Raw genomic sequence first — 19,415 nt, forward strand, 5'->3', positions numbered from 1 at the left:
TTTGCGGCTCTGTTTCGCAGCTAGGCCGGTTCCGCTGCCCTCACATGAACCGTTTCGGTCCACCACCCGGTCCTGGTGCCCGCTCCTAGTGGTGGTGCTCCCCGTAAAAAGCCTCTATGCGGCGGCGGGCCAGGTCAGGGTTGATGCTCAGGGCGGCGTTGCGGACCAGGCGGCCTAGGCCCCCACGGCGGCCCAGTTCGCCAAAGGCGCGGGCGTTGGCAACGGCGGCGTTGGCGGTGGCTTCACGGATGCGCTGGTAGTTTTGCAGGGCGCTCACGCGGTCGGGATCTTTGGCAAGGCGCTCGGCCAGCGCCGCGACATCCTCCATTGCCTGGGCTGCGCCCTGACCTAGATTGGGACTGGTGGCATGTGCGGCGTCGCCCACCAGTACGGTGCGGCGGTTCCACCACTGCGGGAGTGGTGAGAGATCGCGTAGCGGCAGCGCCGAAATGTCGGCGGCGGCGGTACTCTCGATCAACCCCTGAACCTGCGCCGGAAAGTCCCGGAACTCGTGCAACAGTTCGGCGTGCCCCAGCTCGGGATCGGTGGCGCGCTGCTGTACCGGAGCGTGCCAGTAGGTGTGGGTCTGGCTCATCCGGAAAAAGGTAAAGCGCCGTCCCGCCCCCCAGTATTCAGCAAAAGCGCGGCGCAGCGGCCCAGAGGGTTCCAGCGTGGTGATGCCGCGATAGGCCACGTCTCCGGTACGTACCAGCTGGGTTTCGGGATACAGCAGCTCGCGTACCCGTGAGTCGCGCCCGTCGGCGGCCACCAGCAGGTCGCCAGTGACCCGCTGCCCTTGGCTGAAATGAGCCGTGACGCTCTGAAAATCATTGTCCAGTGCAGTCAGGCGGTGGCCTGTCTGTACCGTGCCAGCGGGCAGATGCTCGGCCAGGGTGCGGTGCAGTTCGGCGCGGGGCAGACCCATCAGGCCGCGCCCGCCAAAGCGGTGGGCCACCTCCTGCTGACTGCGGCGGTACAGCTCGCGGCCACTGACGTCAAAAATGACCATCTGCTCAAGCGGCACAGCGTGGACACGCAGCACCGCATCCAGGCCCAGTTCTTCCAGCACCTGCACCGAGTTGGGAGCCATAATCAGGCCGCCGCCCAGATGCGTCAGGCTGGGGGCGGCTTCGTAGACCCTGCTACTCACGCCGTAGCGCTGCAGTGCATGGGCCAGTGCCAGACCACTGACTCCCCCCCCAACGATCACGATCTTTTGATGACTGAGTTGCATGGCCCCTAGCTTAATCGGGTAGACAGAATTTCTGCATGGGACATTCAGTTCTCGGTGTTTGAACACCTTACTTATTGTTGGAAAGTATTGGAATACCTGACCTGGCCTTCAGTGATACACCGGCGGGCGGTGGGCTGCTACGCTATTCTCATGCCCCGAATCGAAGAAACCTCCCTCCCCGGCGTGGGCCGCCGCTTCGACTTTGATGCCGAGTACGGCAAGCGGGTCGGCGTGATTACGCACCGCGACGGCAAACGCGAGGTCTTCGTCGCCAGTCGTGAAGATCCCGACGCCTGTGCTGAAACCATTATGCTGACCCCCGAAGAGGCCGAAGCGGTCGCTGATCTGCTGGGCGGCAGCACCGTAACCCGTCAGGTCACCACGCTCACCAACGAGATCGAGGGTCTGGCGATTGACTGGATCACCCTGGAGAACACCACCCCGTTTCACGCTCGTCTCCTCGGTGACACCATGCTGCGGACCCACACCGGAGCGAGCATCGTGGCGATTGTGCGGGACGGGGTTGCCATCCCTGCCCCAGGTCCCGCCCAGGCACTCCTCAGTGGTGACGTGCTGGTGGTGGTGGGCACTCCGAATGGGGTGGTCAGGGCTGCGCGTTACCTCAACGCCAGCATGCAGGGCGAATAGGTTCCAGACTTGTCACTGGGAGAGCTCTTTTTACAGATCGGCGTCGTTATTCTGGCGCTGGCGTTCATGGGCCGGTTCGCCGGTCGCATCGGCCTCACCCCTATTCCGCTGTATTTGATCGCCGGACTGGGACTGGGTCAGCTGATGCACCTGGAGGGAGCCGCCCAGAGCTTCGTGCATATCGGGGCCGAGATTGGGGCCGTGCTGCTGCTCTTCATGCTGGGGCTGGAGTACACCAGCCGCGAGTTGGAAGACAACCTCAGGGCCAACCGCCGTATCGGACTGCTGGATCTGGCGCTGAACTTTACCCCCGGTGTGCTGGCCGGGGTACTGCTGGGTTTTCCGCCGCTCGCCACCCTGCTGATGGGTGGCGTGACCTACCTCAGCAGTTCGGGCATTGTCAGCAAGGTGCTGGCTGACCTGGGCCGCTTCGGCAACCGCGAGACGCCCGTGGTGCTGGCCGTCTGCGTACTGGAGGATGTGGCGATGGCCTTCTATCTGCCGGTAGTGGCCGCGCTGTTGATCGGCGGCACGGCCTTGCAAATTGGGGGCAACCTGCTCCTGGCACTGGGGGCCTTTGGCCTGACTTTTTTCCTGGCCCTGCGCTACGGCCATCTGCTCAGCCGGATCATGGATGTCAAAAGTGCCGAAGTCCTGCTGCTCAGTACCTTTGGACTGGTGCTGGCGGTGGCGGGCCTGGCGGACATCATCAACGTCAGTGCCGCCATCGGGGCCTTTCTGGTGGGCATCGCCCTGAGCGGCGAGGTGGCACACCGGGTCCGCACCCTGACTGAGCCGCTGCGTGACCTGTTCGCCGCCGTATTTTTCGTGTTCTTCGGATTGGAGCTGGACATGGCCGCCCTGCCTGCCGTGCTGATCCCGGCGCTACTGCTCACGCTGGTCACAGCCCTGACCAAGTTCGTGGTGGGCTGGTATGGGGCAGCCCGCGCTGGGGTGCAGACCCGGGGCCGAATCCGCGCCGGGGTGACGTTGATCCCACGCGGCGAGTTCAGCATCCTGATCGCGGGCCTGGGCGCCGCGCTCACGCCGGTACTTGGACCGCTGACCGCTGCTTATGTCCTGATGACCGCCATTCTGGGGCCGGTGCTGGCCCGTTTTGACGGCCCGCTGGCACAGTGGGTGGATAGATGGGGGAAAAAGGTTTAAGGATGAATGTAGAGGGCCTGATGACCCTTCGCCTCCATCCTTCCTCCTTCTCCTTGCTGCCTGCTTATTGGCCCTAGCGAGGGGTGACGGCAATCACACAGCTGCCTGTGTGGTTGAGACTCACTCCATTCGTAAGACGCCGTTTAGGGCCTAGCAAGATTGTGGGCGAGTACGGCTAAGACGACGCGGAGCTTAAGTGAACCCAGGGTTTTGGTTTGGGCAGAGCGGATTTGAGCTTCCACAAGCGCAGAGAAGACTGTTTCAATACGTTTGCGGATTTTGGGATGGCGAGATTCTCGCCATCCCGTGTCATATCTGGTGTTCTTCTTGGGCGGATACACGTAGCCCAGACAGCAATACCCCTTATCGCCAATGATGGTTGGGCCTTCAAACTCTGGCCATCTGAGATTCAGCTCATAGCTGACCGTAACGTCATGGAGGTTGGCAGGTCGGATGACGTACTGAACGATTTGTCCACCTGGTGTGACCCAGGCGTGCAGCTTATATCCGAAGAACTCGCCCTGAGTTCCAAATCCCCATTTCGCGCCTGGGAACTGACAAAGGTGCGTGCGTTTGGGACGGCAAATGGGGAGGGGCATTGAATCAACTACGACTTCAGTGCAGGGCTGAGCTGGGCTTGCAACATGCTCTAGGAGTGGCAACAGTTTGATGCCCCTGGTGTAGGCCTGAGTGTAGGAAGGAAGACCGGGACGGTCTTCCTTGAGGATGTTCCACCAGATGGAAGGAAATGGATGCTTGAAGACGAGACGGGAGAGCAGCAGAGCAACCAGCATGGCATCTGTGACCTTCTGGTGCGGGCAGATTTTCTGGTCGCTGAAATGCTTCTTAGCCCAGAAATAGAGGTGGCGAATGACGTGCCGACGTCCTAGACTATGGTGGAGACGATATTTAGCCATGTCGTCTCTATTTTTATGTGTCTGAGACGCACTTCACCAGGGGGCGGTCAGGCCCTAAACGGCGTCGTAAGGTCAATCAGAAACAAAGTCAATCAGAAAATCTTCCCCGGATTCATGATGCCCAGTGGATCAAAGGCCGCTTTGACTGCCCGCATATACGGCAGTGCCGGACCATGTTCACGTGCCAAGTGGCCGCGTTTGTGCAGTCCCACGCCATGTTCGCCAGTACATGTGCCGCCGGCGGCCAGGGCGCGGGTGACCATTTTGTCGTACACGGCGTGAATGGCCTGCCAGGTGGCGGCGTCTTCCGCCGGCGCGTGAAAAGTCACGTGAAAGTTGCCGTCTCCCACGTGTCCGACCACGCTGGTGTCCAGCCCGCTCTCCTGTGCCAGCCCGTGCGAGAAAGCGACCAATTCGGGCAGGTACTCCAGTGGCACGCACAGGTCGGTGGTCAGAAAAGCATGGCCGGGGTGCTGTGCGGTGATCGCGTAGTAGGCCTTGTGCCGCGCCTCCCAGACCGCCGCACGTTCAGCTTCGCTGTGGGCTTCCTGTAGGCCCTGCCCGCCGCTCTCGGCGCACAGTTCGCGGGCCACACCCAGGGTCTCTTCCAGACTGCCGGGGGTCGGCGCGGCGAATTCCATCCACAGCGTCGGGGATTCCGGGTAGTCCCGGCCCAGATAGGCGTTGACCGCGGCGATTTCGCCCGCGTCAATCAGTTCCAGGCGTTCGGGTTGCAGCGCCGCGCCCATGATGTGGGCGGCGCAGGCAGCGGCCTGGGCGATGTCTGCAAACGCCGCCCGGAGCACCGCAACGTGGGCCGGGAGCGGATGCAGCCGCACCGTCAGCTGAGTGATGACGCCCAGCGTGCCTTCCGCCCCGATAAAGAGGCCGCGCAGATCGTAGCCTGCCGCCGTCTTGCGGGCCTGGCTGCCCAGGTCTAGGACCTCGCCCCCTGACAGAACGACCCGCAGCCCCAGAATGTTGTCGCGGGTGGTGCCATAGCGCACCGCCGCCGTGCCTGACGCATTGGTACTTGCCATGCCGCCTAAGCTGGCCTCCGCGCCGGGGTCCACCGGAAAAAAGAGGCCCCCTCGCCGCAGTTGCCGGTTCAGTTCCGGATAGGTCACGCCCGCCTGCACGGTGGCCTGAAAGCTGGCAGGCCGCACGTCCAACACCTGATTCAATCCACTGACGTCCAGCGACAGCCCACCTTGTACCGGAAGCAGTTGCCCTTCCAGGCTGCTGCCTGCCGCCCAAGGAACCACAGGCAGCGCGTACTCCTGCGCCAAGCGCAGCGCGTCTACCACGTCCTGTTCGGATTCGGCAAACAGAACTGCGTCGGGGAGCACTGTGCCTTCCCGGCTCTCGTCACGGCCATGCTGCTCACGGACCGCTTCGGTCATCTTGAGGCGCTCGCCGAAGCGCTCGGTCAGGGCGTGCAGGGCGTCGGCGGTGAAATTGGGGTGGGGCATAGGGGTAGGATAGGGCAGGAGACAGCCGGGTTCGTGGGCCTGGGCTGCCTGCGCCGAAGACCCGGCAATGAAAAAGGCAGAAGGCGCGCTGCCCTCTGCCTTTTCCTGCAAATTTGATTACTTCACGCTGTCCATGTTCGCGATGATCTTGTCCGCGAACTCGCTGGTCTTGACTTCGGTGGCGCCGTCCATGTCACGGGCAAAGTCGTAGGTGACGGTCTTGTCCTGAATGGTCTTGTCCAGGGCCTTCAGGATCAGGTCGGCAGCTTCGTTCCAGCCCAGGTGACGCAGCATCATCTCGCCGCTCAGAATCACGCTGGAGGGGTTGATCACGTCTTTATCGGCGTACTTGGGCGCAGTGCCGTGGGTCGCTTCAAAGATGGCGTGGCCGGTCTTGTAGTTGATGTTGGCGCCGGGTGCGATACCGATACCGCCGACCTGCGCGGCCAGCGCATCGGACAGGTAGTCGCCGTTCAGGTTCAAAGTAGCGACCACGTCGTAGTCGGTGGGGCGCAGCAGGATTTGCTGCAGGAAGTTGTCGGCGATCACGTCTTTGATCACGATGCCGTTTGGCAGTTCCAGCCAGGGGCCGCCGTCCAGCTCTTTGCCGCCGAATTCTTTTTTCGCCAGCTCGTAGCCCCAGTCGCGGAACGAGCCTTCGGTGAACTTCATGATGTTGCCCTTGTGAACCAGGGCCACCGACTTGCGGTTATTGTCAATCGCGTACTGAATGGCGGCGCGTACCAAACGCTCGGTGCCTTCTTTGGATACAGTCTTGACGCCCAGGCCGGTGGTGTCGGGGAAGCGAATCTTGTTCACGCCCAGTTCGTTGATCAGAAAGTCGCGCAGGCGGTCACGCTCAGGGCTGCCGTCTTTGAATTCGATGCCCGCGTAGATGTCTTCGGTGTTCTCGCGGAAAATCACCATGTCGATGTCTTCGGGGCGCTTGACCGGGCTGGGCACGCCGTCAAAGTACTGCACTGGACGCACGCAGGCGTACAGGTCCAGCTCTTGACGCAGTGCCACGTTGATCGAGCGGATACCGCCGCCAACAGGGGTGGTCAGTGGGCCTTTGATGCCGACCAGGTAATCTTTGAACGCCTGCACGGTTTCTTCGGGCAGCCAGACGGCTTCGCCGTAGACTTCGTTGGCTTTTTCACCGGCGTAGACTTCCATCCACTCGATGCTCTTTTCGCCGCCGTAAGCTTTTTCCACGGCAGCGTCCAGCACACGTACGCTGGCGCGCCAGATGTCGCGGCCGGTGCCGTCGCCTTCCACAAAGGGAACAATCGGGCGGTTGGGGACGTTCAGGGTCTCACCACTCATGGTGATCTTCTCACCCTGCTGAGGCACTTTGATATGGCTAGTCATACCCAGCACTTTAGCGTGCCCCGGCGTGCCGGGTGGTGTTACTACCCGAGTTAGGGCAAGCCAGGGTGTACCGTCAAGCCTCAACGGAAGTTGAGGGATTTCTTACGTTGAACTCGGGTCCGCTGGGAATACTAAGGCCATTCCATACAAGGAGGTCTCAAGATATGACTGACAACAAGAATGCTCTGGAAAACCTGGTAGACGCCGCCGTCTCCAAAGTCAATGAAGGTGCTGACCGCGCCCGTGCTGCTGGCCATGACGCCGCAAGCACCACCGGTGGCACGCTGGACAACGCCGAGGATAACCTCAAAGAAGGCGCTGACCGTGCCCGCGCCGAGGCCAACAACGCCCGCGCCAACTCCTCCTTTGATCAGGCCAAAGAGCAGATCAGCGACGCGCTGAACGGTAAATAAGCCCTCATGCCTTGAGCCGCCTACCCTCTGGGGTGGGCGGCTTCGTTTGGTCCGGGGTGCAGGAGGGCGCAGGGTAAACTGACCGCATGACCTCCGCCGACCCCGCCCCCGACGAACGCGCCCAGGCTTCTACCCTGGCCTTTGCCCGCCTGCTGCCCAAACTGTTCCGGGGCGGTCAGGCTTTTCTGAGTGTCGAGGCTGTGATTTCCGACCTCAGCGCTGAGCAGGCGACCCAGCGCCCGGACGCCTTACCGCATTCGGCAGCGCAACTGCTGGACCATGTGAACTGGTGGAACCGCTGGATGCTGGACATCCTCGAAAGTGGACAGGCCCAGGAGTACCCGGAGCACGCCAGTGACACTTGGCGCGAAGTTGGGCCAGAAGACTGGAGCGGGATCAAGACCGATTTTTATGACCTGCTGGCCCGCATCGATGCCCACGCCGCCCGCCCGGACCTTGCCAGCCCGGTCAACCACGATGAAACGGTGGGCGAGTTGCTGGCCGACTTCGCGCTGCACACCGCCCACCATTTCGGGCAGATGGTCACGGTGCGTCAGAGCATCGGGGCCTGGCCGCCAGCGGGCGGGGGAGACACCTGGTAAGGCGCCGTACAGACAGCGAAAGATAGATCGGCTGTTTGTTTACCGCTGTCAGCGGTTAGCAATGTCACGCAGCTTTTCTACCCGCTCCGCCAGTTCGGGCCGCTCCAGCGCCCGTAGGCCACGCACGGTGCGGCTCAGACCAGTGCCGTCAATCTGGCCCGCGTTCCATCCGGCAATCAGCATGGCGCAGCCTTGTAGCACCTCACTGACCTGTTCCTTGTGGAACATGGCCGCCACCCCTCCGGCCTGGGGCGGCTGGGTCTGCTGGGCCTGGGCCTGTACGTCCAGCACCACCTGCATAAAGATCTGGTCCAGGTGGGCACGGTCATCTCTGGAAATAGGAACGTCACTGTAGGTCATGGCTGCAGTGTAAACGCCGCACTTGGTGGGGGCAGTTGGATTGAGGGGCCTTCAGGTTTTCATAGCGTGCAGCTCTGCCCTGCATGACACAATGCTGGGATGACCGATTTCACCCCATCTACCGAAGAGGGCACCCACGCCGGATTCGTGGCGATTGTCGGCAAGCCCAACGTGGGCAAGTCCACGCTGCTGAATGCCTTCCTGAATACCAAGGTTGCTCCGACCAGCCACCGTCCCCAGACCACCCGCCGGGGCGTGCGTGGCATCTACACCGGCGAAGGCAAACAGATCGTCTTTGTGGATACGCCGGGGGTTCACAAACCCAAGGACGCCCTGGGCAAGTACATGAACAACGAGGTGAGCACGGCCCTGTCGGACATTGACGCCATGATCTGGGTGGTGGACCTCCGTCACCCGCCCACTGATGAGGACCGTCTGGTGGCCCGGCAAATCCGCGACCTGCCCAAGCCGCTCTTTTTAGTCGGCAACAAGCAAGACGCCGCCAAGTACCCCGAAGAAGCGATTGGCCTGTACGAGAACCTGCTGGAAGGCCGTGAAGCCGATACCACCGTCATGAGCCTGAGCGCCCAGAAAAACGATGCCAAGGTGAGCAGCCTGCGCGAGCAGATTCTGGACGTGTTGCCCGAAAACCCCTTCTTCTTCCCGGTGGGCAGCGCCAGCGACCAGAGCCGCGAGCAGTGGGCCGCTGAGATCGTCCGCGAGCAGGCAATGGTCAAGCTGCGCGATGAGCTGCCTTACGCAGTGGCGACCCGCGTGAACCGCTGGACCGAGCGCGACGACGGCCTGCAGCGCATTGAGGCCGAATTGGTTGTCGAAAAGGCCGCACACAAGGGCATGGTGATCGGCGCTGGCGGCAAGCAACTGCGCGAGATCGGCACGGCGGCCCGTAAACAGCTGGAAACGCTGCTGAACACCAAGGTATTTCTGGGCCTGGAAGTCGTGGTGATTCCCGGCTGGCGCGAGGACCCCGAAGCCCTGCGTGAACTGGGCTACGAGTAAATCCCTGTCACCCGTGCCCCGCTGCCCTGATGGGTGGGCGGGGCTTTTACTGTTGGCTCAGGGACGCAGATCAGTCGGCCAGAGTTCCGGAAACCCGGCGTAGTTCGCACCCACAAAGTAGAGGCCATCGGGCGGTACGTTCACTCCAGCGCGGCGGCGGTCCGTACTGGCCAGAATCTCGGCCACCTGCGCAGGCGGGAGTTTGCCCTGACCCACCGCAATCAGGGTGCCGACCAGCCCGCGCACCATATGGCGCAGGAAGCTCTCACCGACCACCTCCAGGCTGATGCGCCCGCCGTATCCCAGCGGCTGGGCTGTGACCTGCAGGCGTTGCAACTCGCGGACGGTCTGACGGTCCTCCTTGGTGGCGAAGGCGGCGAAGTCGTGCAGGCCGATCAGGTCAGCGGCAGCAGCGTTCATGGCAGCCAGGTTCAGTGGCGAGCGGACCCACAGGCTGCGCCCGGCTTCCAGCGGGTGCGGTTGAGGGGCTTGCAGCAGGTCGTAGCGGTACTGCCGCTGCGTACACGAAAAGCGGGCGTGAAAGCCAGTGGGGGCGGTCTGGGCCCGGAGCACCCCCACCGAGCGTGGCAGCACATGGGCCAGAGCCACCGGGAGCCGCTCCGGCGGAATCTGTGGGGCATGCAGGTCCACATGGGCGGGCATACGTTCGGCATGGACCCCCGCATCAGTGCGGCCTGCCGCTACGGGGCGGGTGGTGTCCAGGCCCAGCCGCCCCAGCGCCGCGTGCAGGGTGTCTTGCACGCTGGGCGCGTTGGGCTGACTTTGCCAGCCGCCGTAAGCACTGCCCTCCCACGCCACTTCGAGCAGCACCCGCGTCCAGCCCTCTGGCGGGGCGTAGTGCAGTGGGCGTGGGGCAGCTGGGTTGAGGTGAGCCGGGTCCAGTGTTGGGCGGGCGTCGGTCATGCCTGCTCAGGGTAGCGCGTAAGCTAAGGCCATGATGTTGTCTGGCGAATGGGTCCACTACACCGAACAGCGCGGTGATTTGCCCCGCCTGTGGGCTCTGGCGCAGACCTGGGCCAAGCTGCCAGGCTTTGCTGGGGCTGAGGTGCTCTACAGCCCCGGCCAGGCCACCAAGGCGGGCGAACTGTATCTGCTGGTCAGCCGCTGGCAGGGTGAAGTGCCCCAGCTGGAGTTGCCTGCTGGAGCGAAGGGCTGGAGTTTTGCGGTGTTGCCCCCGGAGGCTCGTCCGCGCTGACCCGCGACTCAGTCCAGCTTCAGTGGATCACGCTGCGGCACACTGCTCTGCCGCAGGTCGCGAATGGCCTGCAGGGTGTCTTTTTGCTGCTGTTCACTGTGTGACCCGGCATGCGACAGTGCTTCCAGGCTTTCTTGCAGCATGGCCCGCACTTCCTCAGCGGCGGTCTGGGCCGCGTCACTGCCCGGCGGCAGGCGCAGATACAGTCCAGCTGCTTCCTCGCAGTTGCTTGCCAGGTTCTCCAGGCGGTAGCGCTCGGCAGTCATGACCTCGCCCCGGGGCAGGTCGGCCACGCGCTCGCGGACCATTCGCAACCCAGCGGCTAGATCGTCCGGCAGGCCATCCAACGCCGGGCGGACTGGGTTGGGCCTGATGACAGTTTCTGGCGCCGCAGGCGGAGCGTCAGGTATAGGCGTCTGCCGGAGATGGTCTGGAACATCCTGCATTCCAGGGAGCAAGCTAGCGGTTCCAGCGCTGCGCCTGCTCCGGTGCCACAGCAGTTCCTTGGTGCTGTCAGGGGGCGTACGGTCCTCGAAATAGCCCTGTCGGTAGGGCTTGACCCCGTCTGACCCGAACAGGTACCCGGACCCGAAGATCCAGGCGAGGCCCAGCACCCACCAGATGTTGAAGGCCGCAATCATGACCACCACCCACAGTACCCAGCTCCAGTCGTTGTCACGCAGCTGTGCCAGCCAGCGCAGTGGCTCACCGCCAAAGTCGCGCCAGCGGTCCAGTTGCGCCCACTCCGCCGGGCCGACGGGTACGGCTTCCCCTTCCCACAGCAGATGGAGGTGCTGGCCCTGAACCTCCACCACTGTCGGAACTTTGCTGCTCTGGCTGAGGGTATAGGTGCGGTCGCCCAGGCGCGCTACCGGATACACCTTAAGACCCTGACGCCCCTTGCGGTCCGCCTGATCTGGCATCCAGATCAGCTGCACATCAGCGGCGCGCAGGTCCACGGCGAGGCTCTGCATGGCCTGTTCAAAGGCGTCTAGTTCGTGCAGAGCGTAGACTTCCAGGCCCTGGCGCGTCTGGCCGACCGGGTGACCTACGGTGCTCAGGGCCGGCACCGTAGAGGGAGACATCTGCACGGCCTGACTCGGGTGGGCAGCGGGGTCGCCCTGAACCGTCATGGGCTGTACGGGCGTCTCATGGATGACGGTCACGGGGACGTCCTCTACGTCCGCCCACTCCTGAGGCCTAACTGCGCGGCGCTCCCGTTTGGCCTGTTTGCGCTGGCGCTTGGGCTGTTCTTTGTCCCACTCACGCTTCAGCTCCTGACCGACTCCGGTCAGCTCACGGCGCAGGGTCTCGGCAGCGTTCATGATTTCCTGGAACTCGGGACTGTCTTTGGTGGGAAAGCGGCGTTTCATGCGGCTCCTGACACTTGAGCGTTCGCCCTGGCTGGGGCAGGTGATACCAGAATAGTTCCAGTGTATCCTTCGCCCGGCAATTGAAGAAGTCGGGTCACATCAGCCCCGTCAGATGCAGCGCCAGCAGCGCCGGAATGATCAATAGATCGTCGGCCACGCCCAGCAGCGGAGTCAGGTCGGGGAGGAGGTCCAGCGGGAACACCGCACAGATCAGGGCTGCCAGTGGCAGAACCTTCGCCTATGCCGTCATGTGCGCGCCCGCGCAGCGCGAACAGCAGTCCCAGGGCGTCTTGCCAGATCAGCCGAAGCTTCGTCATCACACCAGTGAAATACGCTGCTGGGGCCAGCCGGGTTCCGCTGATCCTTCCTCTAAGCACCCTTGCCCCGCCGATACCGCTCATGATAAAATCCTCCTTCGGTTGCCCCGGCGTAATGGGGCGATGCGTCTGAGTATTTGTTTGTCTGGCCCCGCCCAGCGCCGTAGGCCCCCAGTTTCTGGGAGTTTTGCGGTCAGGAGGCCAAGACCCCCCACGTCCGAAATTCTTTAGCGGAGCGGGGCAGACCTCGGCACAGGCGCAGTGGGAGGAATCAACATGTTTGCAATTATTAGCAGCGGTGGCAAGCAGTACCGCGTTTCCGAAGGCGACGTTATCCGTGTGGAAAGCCTGCAAGGCGAAGCCGGAGACAAAGTGGACTTTACCCCTGTCCTGGTGGGCGGCGATCAGACCGCTTTTGGCGACGACGCTGGCAAGTTCACTGTGAGCGCCGAAGTCGTTGAGCATGGCCGTGGCGAGAAGATCTACGTGCGTAAGTACAAGAGCGGTATCCAGTACCGTCGCCGCACCGGTCACCGTCAGGCATACACCGCCATCAAAATCACGGGCATCAAGGCCTGACTTTTACTTTTAAGGAGTCACTGACATGGCACACAAAAAAGGCGTAGGTTCGTCCAAAAACGGACGCGATAGCAACCCCAAGTACCTGGGCGTGAAGAAGTTCGGCGGCGAAAAAGTGCTGGCCGGTAACATCCTGGTTCGCCAGCGCGGCACCAAGTTCAAGGCTGGCCCCAACGTGGGCATGGGCCGTGACCACACCCTGTTCGCCCTGGTAGATGGCCAGGTCATCTTTACTGACCGCGGCGGCAAGGGCCGTTTCATCAGCGTCGAGTAAGGCTCAGGCATAGCCTGGCACCCTGCCCCTCGGTTCGGGGTAGGGTGTTTTTTATGTATGCAGAAGGTTTCTAGGCAAAAAGCTGGTGGCCCTTTGACCTGCTGCCCTTTTCTTTAAACTTTCGTACATCCCGGAGGGAGAGCACCTATGGCTTTTAGAGACACCCTGGAAATAGAAGTGGCGGCGGGGAACGGTGGCGACGGTTCCATGAGCTTTCACCGCGCCAAATACTTGGAAAAAGGCGGGCCGGACGGCGGTCACGGCGGGCATGGTGGCAGCGTCATCTTGCGGGCCACCGAGGGCGTGGAGTCGCTGGAACGCATGGTCGGCAAGCGCAAGTTCAAGGCCGAGAATGGCCGCTACGGCGAAGGTCGTCTGCGCCAGGGCCGTGACGGCGAGGATCTGATTATTGATGTCCCAGTGGGCACCACGGCATTTGACCGTGACACGGGCCGCGTGGTGGCTGACCTGACCGAACCGGGCCAGCAGCAGGTGGTGGCGCGGGGTGGCGCGGGCGGACGTGGTAATTCTACCTTCGTCAGCGCGACTCGGCAGGCTCCCCGCTTTGCTGAGCTGGGCGTGCCTGGCCAGAAGCGGCGGCTGCGGCTGGAGCTGCGCCTGATCGCCGACGTAGGCTTGGTGGGCTATCCGAATGCGGGTAAATCCAGCACGCTGGCGGCCCTGAGCAACGCCAAGCCCGGCATCGCGGACTATCCCTTTACCACCCTCAGCCCCAACTTGGGCGTGGTGGATTCGCTGGGCGGTGAGGAACGCTTCACCCTGGCCGACATCCCCGGCATCATCGAAGGGGCCAGCGAAGGCAAGGGCCTGGGCCTGGAGTTCCTGCGCCACATCAGCCGCACCCGTTTGCTGGTGTACGTGCTGGACGTGACCGTGAACCCGGTGGAGGAACTGCGCCAGTTGCAGAACGAACTGCGTTCCTACGATCCGATGCTGCTGGACGCCCCGGCGCTGATCGCCCTGAACAAGACCGAGCTGGTCGAACCGGACATTGTGCAGATGGTGGAAAGCGATCTGGCCGCCGAGTTCGGAATGGCTGTCCTGCCGATCAGTGCCAAGGAAGGCACCGGGCGGGACGAATTGCGCCAGACCATCTTTGACCTGCTGCCCAGCCGCGAGCTGTGGGCCGAAACCCACTCGCTGGAGGTGGAAGACGAACAGATTGTCCGCGAAGAGCCGCTCCGGATCACTTTCCATGAGGAAGAAGCAGGTGACGGTGAGGAAAACGAGCGCATCTGGACGGTGCATGGTGGTGGCTTCGAGGACAAGCTGGTCCGCTTTGCCCGCCACATCGAAGACGCCGCCGAGTACCTGGCCAACCTGTTCAAGCGTCAGGGCCTGAACAACGCCCTGAGACGCGCGGGCGCCCGCGAAGGCGACACCGTAGAGATCGGCACGTTCCGTTTCGAGTATTTCGACGACGAGAACTAAGGGCCTGTAAGACCCTCCAGAGAAGCAGGAGCATGGCGAGAGGGCTGGGGTGCCCTGTGCCTGCTTCTTTTTGCTGGTGGCCTGCTACAGCCTGCTGTGCACGCTCATCTAGCCGTTCTCATTTCGTCCCCCTAAAATATCAGATGATGTCCAGACTGACCCGTTACATTCTGCGTGATGTGCTGAAGTGGTATGTGATGGGCTTTTTGCTGTTCGTGGTGCTGCAGATGACCGATGTCATCAGCCAGACAGTGGGGGCTTTTCTGAACTACGACGCTACGCCGCAGCAAGCGCTTGCCACGCTAGGCTACAACCTGCCGCTGCTGCTCAACCGCTCGCTGGTGCTGGCGGTGCCGTTCGCCGTGCTGCTGTCGTTCGGGCGAATGCAGGGCGACAGCGAAATTAAGGCGATGTACGCGGCGGGCGTGAAGCCCCTGTCGCTGGTCTGGCCGCTGGCGTTGCCCTTCGTGCTGGTCGGGGCGCTGACCTTCGCCAACTCCGGTTGGCTCGCCCCTTGGGCCAACGCTCGCTGGTACGACGCCTGGTACGACATCTACGGCATGACTCCGGTGCCGCCTACGCGGGAGATGTACGCCTACTCAGAAGGGGAGACCCTTTTTTACGCTGGCCGGGTGTCTACCCCTGAGGGCCAGGGCAACCCCGACGCCATGCTGAGCGGCGTGATGGTGCAGCGCGGCGATGAAGTGATTACCGCTGACAGTGGGTCGTGGAATACAGCGACCCAAACCTGGACGTTGAACGATGCCTGGGTGACGCGGCCCGGCCAGCCGCCGGAGTTCTCGGCCAAACTGATGACGTTTGACCAGAAAGATACGTTGGCTCCGCCCCGCCCCGAGGCAGACCAACTGAGTAATGCCCAGCTCCGCACCGAACTGGCCAGCCCCACGCTAGAAGGGCCTGAGCGGCGCACGCTGGAGCATCAGCTTGCTGGGCGCACTGCCGATTCCTTTACGGCCATGATTTTCGCGCTGGCCGCCGGGTTGCTGGGCCTGCTGATGCCGGGCCGCGCCTGGGCTTTCGCGGCGGTGCTGCTGGTTATTGTGGTGTATTACGTGCCCTGGACGCTGGGGCCACAGCTGGCGGCGGGCGGGGCACTGACTCCAGCGTTGGTGGCCTGGCTGCCCAACCTGATCTTTATTGCGCTGGCTGCTGTGCTGGCCTGGAGACTGCGGTGACGCGGCAGGTAGAAGGACAAGGACGCCAACCGCCGGTTGAGCGCCGGACTAATCGCACTGCTGACCTGGGCGGGCGACTGCTGCGCCGCTTCGATACCTACGTGCTGGCCGAAATCCTGCCGCTGCTGGTGGCCGCACTGAGCGCCCTGATCGTCCTGCTGATGCTCAAGGGTCTGGAGGACGTGCTGGCTCCGCTGCTCGCGAAGGGAGCGAGTCCGGCGCTGGTCGCGCAACTGCTGGCGCTGAATGTGCCTGAGGCGATGGCCTTTGGCCTGCCGCTGGCACTCATGTTCGCCACGCTGCTGGGCCTCTCGCGCCTGAGTGCGGACAGCGAAATTAAGGCGGCGCTGTCGGGCGGGATTCCCGGTCATTCGCTGTTCCGGCCTATCCTGCTCCTCGCTGCGCTGGTCACGCTGCTGTCGTTCGGGATCAATGAAGCGCTGGTGACCCGCGCCAAGGTGCAGGCCCAGAGTGTGCAGCGTCAGATTGTGCTGGACAATCCCCGGGTGATCGGCTTAGCGCAGACGGCGGGCGGCGGACTGGTGCTGCGGGACGCACTAGACCGCGCTATTAGCGTGGGAGCGGTGGCCGAGGACGGCACGCTGCAAAACCTGCGGATCGTGACCATGCAGCCTGGCCTGCCGCCCCGCGAGGTCATTACAGCCCGCGAGGGCGTGTTGAAACCCGGCAGCAATGTGCTGGAGCTGCGCGGTGGGCAGCGGGTGTCGTATCAGGGGGCGCGGCCTGTCACGGTGCTGACGTTTGAAACGGGTCAGCTGCCGGTACAGGACGTGCAGGCCAGCTTTGACGGCGGCAGCGGAATGGACCCTTTCTATCTGCCACTGGGCACCCTCAAGGCCCGCACCGATTCCTACGCGCAGTCGGGCATCCGCTCGCCGGGCGATTTCACAGCGCTGTACCGCAAGTTCTCCGAGCCGCTTTCGGCCCTGGCCCTGGCCTTTTTTGCGGTCAGTCTGGCACTGTACACCTTCCGCTCGGGGCTAAATCTGGGCCTGGTCTGGGCGCTCCTGCTGTCTTTTGCCTATTACGCCACCTGGAGTGTGTTCAAGGTGATGGGTGAAAGTGGGGCGCTGCCGCCGACCCTCGCTGCCTTTGGGCCGGATGTGGTCGCGCTGCTGGCTGGAGCTGCGCTGCTGTGGCGGGCCGGACGGCAATAACGGAGTCGCTGCGCCGCCTCTGGCCGGGCCTGCTGCTCGTTCCCCTTGTGTTAGGCGCGTTAGTCTGGGAGACAACCATGACCCCTGATCCTGCTTCCGATTCCCCGGCACTGAGTCGCTCACAGCAAGCACCCCAGCTGCCGCTGTCCAGCGTGGTGCTGCCTGTCATGGTGCCACTGGATGGTGTTCGGCAGGCAGTCAATGCGCGGGTTCCCCGCGAGTTTGCCCGGATTGACCGCGAGCAGCGCGTGCTGGGTGGCGCGGCGGGCGTCCAGATTCGCGGCGTGGTGGCCCGTCAGGGCGATATTCGGATCGTGCCGAGTGCTTCGGGCAACACTCTTGAACTGGAAGTGCCGCTCAGCGCCGAGTTCGCAGTGCGTCCGGAGCTGTCTGGGGCGGCCTGGGCCGGGCGGCTGGAGCAGTCATTGACCCGCGATTTCGGTGGCCAGGCCACTGTGCGGATGCGGGTGCGGCCCTACATCCAGCCGGACTGGGAAGCGGGGGCGCAGGTGAGCAGCGAACTGACCTGGACCGATCCGCTGGCGATAGAGCTGTTACCTGGGACGCGCCTGAGCGTGGCGAGCTTGGCCGAAGGGGCCGTGCGGGCGCAGATGGAGCGAGTCACGCAGGAGGTGGTGCGGGCCGTGCGTGAGTCGGCAGCGCTCCGCGAGCGGGCGGAGCAACTGTGGACCATGGTGCAGCGGCCCTGGTCCCTGCCGCTGGAAGGCAACGGCGTAGATCAGGCCTATGCCCAGGTCATGCCCATGTCCCTGGCCGTGTCTGGCCTGCGGCTTCAGGATGATGCCCTGCACCTCTCGCTGGAGGCTGAAGGGTACCTGCGCGCCGAGCTGGGCCAACCACCTGTGACCCGCCCCACTGCGGCGCCTTTGCCTGCGCTGCGCGTGACGTCCCAGGCCACTCCCAGTGAACTGCACCTGCGTGTGCCGATTCTGCTGCCTTTTGCCGAGATGTCAGAGCTGGTCACGGCAGCGGTGAGACAGGAACTGCTGGGCTTGCGTCTCCCCGGTGGCGCCCTGGCCCCCGAACTGCGCCTGACTGACATTCAGGTCCAGCGTGAGGATGACGCCCGCCGCCTCCGCCTGAGTGCGCGACTGGCGGTAACGGTCCTGGGCCGGACCCGCACCATCACCGCGCAGCTGAGCGGACGGCCCTGGCTGCGGCCTGGGGGCCAGGAAGTCACCCTGGAGAATGTCAAACTGGACCTGGACGCCGATGTACCGGGAGCCGCCTGGCTGGGACCGTGGCTGGCCGAGCGACTGGAACCCCGGCTGGCGAACGCAGCCCGCTTTGACCTCTCGCCGCGCCTGAACCGGCTAGAAGAGACAGTGGCGGCCCGCTTGCCCTTCTCGCCGCTGCCAGGCCTCAACTTGCGCGGCGACCTGGGTGATCTGCGGCTGGATGATCTGCGCGTCACTGCTCAGGGCCTCGAGGTGGTCGCCGCTGCAGATGGAGCGCTGGATGTGTTGGTCAGTGCTGGGCAGTTGGGCAGGCGCTAGACCTCCGCTCCTGCGCTCTGTTCCAACAGGCGGCGGTGGCTGTGCAGGTGTGCGGCCACCATTCGCAGCCAGTCCAGCGCGTCCAGCTCCCCGAAGTAGGGGTGCCAAAAAGTGCGCCCCGGCGTTTCCCGGACCCCGGCGGCAACGGTTTCCAGGGCCTCGCGTCCGGCCCGCCACTCCTGTTCCCAGCCGTCCCAGCGCAGGCCCTCGGCACCGGGCAGGCTGTCGGCTGGGGCTTGCCGCTTGCCGCCGACCAGCCGGCCTGGGTTCTGCGGCGTGGGCCGCAATTCGCGGTCCGAGAGCAGCAGCCCCAGCACACGGGTAATGCCCTGATTGATCTTCAGGACATGCTCGGCTTCCTGGGCGGGGGACCACTCGCGGCCAGGCTGGGTGGCCGTCCAGTCCTGCGCACGCGTCCGTAGCTGCGCGGCAAAAGCGTCCAACTCGCAGCTCAGGCTGGCGCGTACCTGTTCTGGGGTTTCACCGAAAGGGAGCAGTACGGCGGGATCTTGCGGGGGCGTGGGAGCAGCCATAGAAGGCAGTCTACTGCTGCATCCACCCGGCCCAGACGCCCACCTGACTGCCCACGCCGCAGCGGGCCTTATAGGGCAGGCCGTTCGGCGTCTTCCAGTGGGAAAGTGGCTGTTCTGGTCCGTAAGCGTCAGGATTGTTCAGGGCCAGTCCCGCCTGCTCACAGGAGGCGATGGCACCGGCCCGGAAGGTGCGGCCCGTCACCGCCGTCAGGAAGGTGGCGGCAGTGCGGTGATCCTGTGCGGTCATGCGAGAGCGCTTGAACTGGAGCCGCGCATTGCTGATCCAGCCTTCGGGGCGCACATCCACTTCCAGTTGGCTGCCATCCCGCAATTGGTAGGCGCGCATGGTGCCGTCGTGCCAACCCATTCTGTTGGAGTCGTTAGAGCGTACCTCAATCAGCGTGCAGCCTTGCTCATGGCAGAACGGCGTCTGGGCCGGGTCAATCTTGTGGCCCAGCCAGCTTGTTGGGGCGGCACTACCGCCTATGGCCTGAGCGCTTGGCAGGAGAGCCATGCCCAACAAAAGTCCTGCGAACACTGACTGCTGTAGAGGTTTCACTGGTCCAGTGTATGTGT

General features: G+C 63.6%; 22 protein-coding genes. 12 read left to right on the forward strand and 10 right to left on the reverse strand.

Translation table 11 applies throughout. The features are described from left to right. Positions 1-85: 85 nt before the first annotated feature. On the reverse strand, positions 86-1,234 hold the full coding sequence (locus LMT64_RS00805) for an FAD-dependent monooxygenase (RefSeq protein WP_126352896.1): 1,149 nt from the start codon (positions 1,232-1,234) through the stop codon (positions 86-88). A 150-nt stretch (positions 1,235-1,384) separates the two neighbouring features. Between LMT64_RS00805 and LMT64_RS00810 the strand changes: the two genes are divergently transcribed. Together LMT64_RS00810 and LMT64_RS00815 are read left to right on the forward strand one after the other, a co-directional pair. Beyond that, complete coding sequence (locus tag LMT64_RS00810; protein WP_126352898.1) at positions 1,385-1,882, forward strand: cation:proton antiporter regulatory subunit; 498 nt, start codon at positions 1,385-1,387, stop codon at positions 1,880-1,882. 9 nt (positions 1,883-1,891) lie between these two features. Continuing rightward, complete coding sequence (locus tag LMT64_RS00815) at positions 1,892-3,049, forward strand: cation:proton antiporter (RefSeq protein ID WP_126352900.1); 1,158 nt, start codon at positions 1,892-1,894, stop codon at positions 3,047-3,049. A 143-nt stretch (positions 3,050-3,192) separates the two neighbouring features. Here LMT64_RS00815 and LMT64_RS00820 read toward each other — a convergent pair whose 3' ends face one another. The 3 genes from LMT64_RS00820 to icd all read right to left on the reverse strand — a co-directional run bounded on the left by LMT64_RS00820 (position 3,193) and on the right by icd (position 6,809). Continuing rightward, positions 3,193-3,966 (reverse strand): IS982 family transposase, encoded by a 774-nt coding sequence (locus tag LMT64_RS00820; RefSeq protein WP_189643886.1) that lies wholly within the window; start codon positions 3,964-3,966, stop codon positions 3,193-3,195. A gap of 92 nt (positions 3,967-4,058) precedes the next feature. Beyond that, positions 4,059-5,438, reverse strand: a complete 1,380-nt coding sequence (locus tag LMT64_RS00825) for an FAD-binding oxidoreductase (protein WP_126352726.1) — start codon at positions 5,436-5,438, stop codon at positions 4,059-4,061. 117 nt (positions 5,439-5,555) lie between these two features. Beyond that, positions 5,556-6,809 carry an NADP-dependent isocitrate dehydrogenase gene (gene icd, locus LMT64_RS00830; RefSeq protein WP_126352725.1) on the reverse strand — a complete coding sequence of 418 codons (1,254 nt, stop codon included), beginning with the start codon at positions 6,807-6,809 and terminating at the stop codon, positions 5,556-5,558. Positions 6,810-6,973: 164 nt separating this feature from the next. On the opposite strand from icd, the gene LMT64_RS00835 reads away from it, so the two are divergent. Continuing rightward, the gene (locus LMT64_RS00835; RefSeq protein ID WP_126352724.1) at positions 6,974-7,222 is read left to right on the forward strand and encodes a hypothetical protein; all 249 of its coding nucleotides are present in this window, start codon (positions 6,974-6,976) and stop codon (positions 7,220-7,222) included. Between the two features lie 86 nt (positions 7,223-7,308). Beyond that, entirely contained in the window at positions 7,309-7,824 is a 516-nt protein-coding gene (locus LMT64_RS00840) for a DinB family protein (RefSeq protein ID WP_126352723.1), read from the forward strand. A gap of 48 nt (positions 7,825-7,872) precedes the next feature. Here LMT64_RS00840 and LMT64_RS00845 read toward each other — a convergent pair whose 3' ends face one another. Next, positions 7,873-8,184, reverse strand: coding sequence for a hypothetical protein (locus LMT64_RS00845; protein WP_126352722.1), 312 nt, complete (start codon positions 8,182-8,184; stop codon positions 7,873-7,875). Between the two features lie 99 nt (positions 8,185-8,283). Between LMT64_RS00845 and era the strand changes: the two genes are divergently transcribed. Beyond that, on the forward strand, positions 8,284-9,204 hold the full coding sequence (era, locus tag LMT64_RS00850; protein ID WP_126352721.1) for a GTPase Era: 921 nt from the start codon (positions 8,284-8,286) through the stop codon (positions 9,202-9,204). A gap of 57 nt (positions 9,205-9,261) precedes the next feature. On the opposite strand, the gene truA is transcribed toward era, so the two are convergent. Continuing rightward, entirely contained in the window at positions 9,262-10,128 is an 867-nt protein-coding gene (gene truA / locus LMT64_RS00855) for a tRNA pseudouridine(38-40) synthase TruA (protein ID WP_126352720.1), read from the reverse strand. Positions 10,129-10,159: 31 nt separating this feature from the next. On the opposite strand from truA, the gene LMT64_RS00860 reads away from it, so the two are divergent. After that, the gene (locus tag LMT64_RS00860; RefSeq protein WP_126352719.1) at positions 10,160-10,420 is read left to right on the forward strand and encodes a hypothetical protein; all 261 of its coding nucleotides are present in this window, start codon (positions 10,160-10,162) and stop codon (positions 10,418-10,420) included. An 8-nt stretch (positions 10,421-10,428) separates the two neighbouring features. On the opposite strand, the gene LMT64_RS00865 is transcribed toward LMT64_RS00860, so the two are convergent. Both LMT64_RS00865 and LMT64_RS00870 read right to left on the reverse strand, forming a co-directional pair. Then, positions 10,429-11,793, reverse strand: coding sequence for a hypothetical protein (locus tag LMT64_RS00865; RefSeq protein ID WP_126352718.1), 1,365 nt, complete (start codon positions 11,791-11,793; stop codon positions 10,429-10,431). Between the two features lie 94 nt (positions 11,794-11,887). Beyond that, complete coding sequence (locus LMT64_RS00870; protein WP_126352717.1) at positions 11,888-12,022, reverse strand: DUF1232 domain-containing protein; 135 nt, start codon at positions 12,020-12,022, stop codon at positions 11,888-11,890. A gap of 364 nt (positions 12,023-12,386) precedes the next feature. On the opposite strand from LMT64_RS00870, the gene rplU reads away from it, so the two are divergent. The 6 genes from rplU (at position 12,387) to LMT64_RS00900 (ending at position 18,306) form a co-directional block, all read left to right on the forward strand. Then, a complete protein-coding gene (rplU, locus tag LMT64_RS00875; RefSeq protein WP_126352716.1) occupies positions 12,387-12,689 on the forward strand; it encodes a 50S ribosomal protein L21 in 303 nt (100 codons plus the stop codon). 25 nt (positions 12,690-12,714) lie between these two features. Next, the gene (rpmA, locus tag LMT64_RS00880; RefSeq protein ID WP_126352715.1) at positions 12,715-12,963 is read left to right on the forward strand and encodes a 50S ribosomal protein L27; all 249 of its coding nucleotides are present in this window, start codon (positions 12,715-12,717) and stop codon (positions 12,961-12,963) included. A gap of 147 nt (positions 12,964-13,110) precedes the next feature. Continuing rightward, positions 13,111-14,415: a GTPase ObgE gene (gene obgE, locus LMT64_RS00885; protein WP_126352714.1), complete on the forward strand. Its 1,305-nt coding sequence runs from the start codon at positions 13,111-13,113 to the stop codon at positions 14,413-14,415. Between the two features lie 146 nt (positions 14,416-14,561). Next, complete coding sequence (locus LMT64_RS00890) at positions 14,562-15,611, forward strand: LptF/LptG family permease (RefSeq protein ID WP_126352713.1); 1,050 nt, start codon at positions 14,562-14,564, stop codon at positions 15,609-15,611. 80 nt (positions 15,612-15,691) lie between these two features. After that, entirely contained in the window at positions 15,692-16,789 is a 1,098-nt protein-coding gene (locus LMT64_RS00895) for an LptF/LptG family permease (RefSeq protein WP_126352728.1), read from the forward strand. 77 nt (positions 16,790-16,866) lie between these two features. After that, positions 16,867-18,306, forward strand: a complete 1,440-nt coding sequence (locus LMT64_RS00900; protein WP_126352712.1) for a DUF4403 family protein — start codon at positions 16,867-16,869, stop codon at positions 18,304-18,306. Here LMT64_RS00900 and LMT64_RS00905 read toward each other — a convergent pair. Both LMT64_RS00905 and LMT64_RS00910 read right to left on the reverse strand, forming a co-directional pair. Further along, the gene (locus LMT64_RS00905; protein ID WP_126352711.1) at positions 18,303-18,839 is read right to left on the reverse strand and encodes a DinB family protein; all 537 of its coding nucleotides are present in this window, start codon (positions 18,837-18,839) and stop codon (positions 18,303-18,305) included. The two genes, LMT64_RS00900 and LMT64_RS00905, sit on opposite strands and share 4 nt — an antisense overlap. Before the next feature lie 10 nt (positions 18,840-18,849). Then, positions 18,850-19,353: a hypothetical protein gene (locus tag LMT64_RS00910; protein ID WP_229253259.1), complete on the reverse strand. Its 504-nt coding sequence runs from the start codon at positions 19,351-19,353 to the stop codon at positions 18,850-18,852. Positions 19,354-19,415 lie beyond the last annotated feature (62 nt).

This window comes from Deinococcus radiophilus (assembly GCF_020889625.1).
In the GTDB taxonomy this organism is placed as follows: Bacteria; Deinococcota; Deinococci; order Deinococcales; family Deinococcaceae; genus Deinococcus; species Deinococcus radiophilus.

Bases quoted from the DNA above. Each gene is read 5' to 3' on its own strand.
- LMT64_RS00890 (WP_126352713.1), top strand. From the start codon at position 14,562: ATGTCCAGACTGACCCGTTACATTCTGCGTGATGTGCTGAAGTGGTAT.
- truA (WP_126352720.1), bottom strand. From the start codon at position 10,128: ATGACCGACGCCCGCCCAACACTGGACCCGGCTCACCTCAACCCAGCT.
- LMT64_RS00865 (WP_126352718.1), bottom strand. From the start codon at position 11,793: ATGAAACGCCGCTTTCCCACCAAAGACAGTCCCGAGTTCCAGGAAATC.
- rpmA (WP_126352715.1), top strand. From the start codon at position 12,715: ATGGCACACAAAAAAGGCGTAGGTTCGTCCAAAAACGGACGCGATAGC.
- LMT64_RS00900 (WP_126352712.1), top strand. From the start codon at position 16,867: ATGACCCCTGATCCTGCTTCCGATTCCCCGGCACTGAGTCGCTCACAG.
- LMT64_RS00905 (WP_126352711.1), bottom strand. From the start codon at position 18,839: ATGGCTGCTCCCACGCCCCCGCAAGATCCCGCCGTACTGCTCCCTTTC.
- LMT64_RS00825 (WP_126352726.1), bottom strand. From the start codon at position 5,438: ATGCCCCACCCCAATTTCACCGCCGACGCCCTGCACGCCCTGACCGAG.
- LMT64_RS00835 (WP_126352724.1), top strand. From the start codon at position 6,974: ATGACTGACAACAAGAATGCTCTGGAAAACCTGGTAGACGCCGCCGTC.
- LMT64_RS00840 (WP_126352723.1), top strand. From the start codon at position 7,309: ATGACCTCCGCCGACCCCGCCCCCGACGAACGCGCCCAGGCTTCTACC.
- LMT64_RS00845 (WP_126352722.1), bottom strand. From the start codon at position 8,184: ATGACCTACAGTGACGTTCCTATTTCCAGAGATGACCGTGCCCACCTG.
- LMT64_RS00810 (WP_126352898.1), top strand. From the start codon at position 1,385: ATGCCCCGAATCGAAGAAACCTCCCTCCCCGGCGTGGGCCGCCGCTTC.
- era (WP_126352721.1), top strand. From the start codon at position 8,284: ATGACCGATTTCACCCCATCTACCGAAGAGGGCACCCACGCCGGATTC.
- LMT64_RS00860 (WP_126352719.1), top strand. From the start codon at position 10,160: ATGATGTTGTCTGGCGAATGGGTCCACTACACCGAACAGCGCGGTGAT.
- LMT64_RS00805 (WP_126352896.1), bottom strand. From the start codon at position 1,234: ATGCAACTCAGTCATCAAAAGATCGTGATCGTTGGGGGGGGAGTCAGT.
- LMT64_RS00820 (WP_189643886.1), bottom strand. From the start codon at position 3,966: ATGGCTAAATATCGTCTCCACCATAGTCTAGGACGTCGGCACGTCATT.
- obgE (WP_126352714.1), top strand. From the start codon at position 13,111: ATGGCTTTTAGAGACACCCTGGAAATAGAAGTGGCGGCGGGGAACGGT.
- icd (WP_126352725.1), bottom strand. From the start codon at position 6,809: ATGACTAGCCATATCAAAGTGCCTCAGCAGGGTGAGAAGATCACCATG.
- rplU (WP_126352716.1), top strand. From the start codon at position 12,387: ATGTTTGCAATTATTAGCAGCGGTGGCAAGCAGTACCGCGTTTCCGAA.
- LMT64_RS00910 (WP_229253259.1), bottom strand. From the start codon at position 19,353: ATGGCTCTCCTGCCAAGCGCTCAGGCCATAGGCGGTAGTGCCGCCCCA.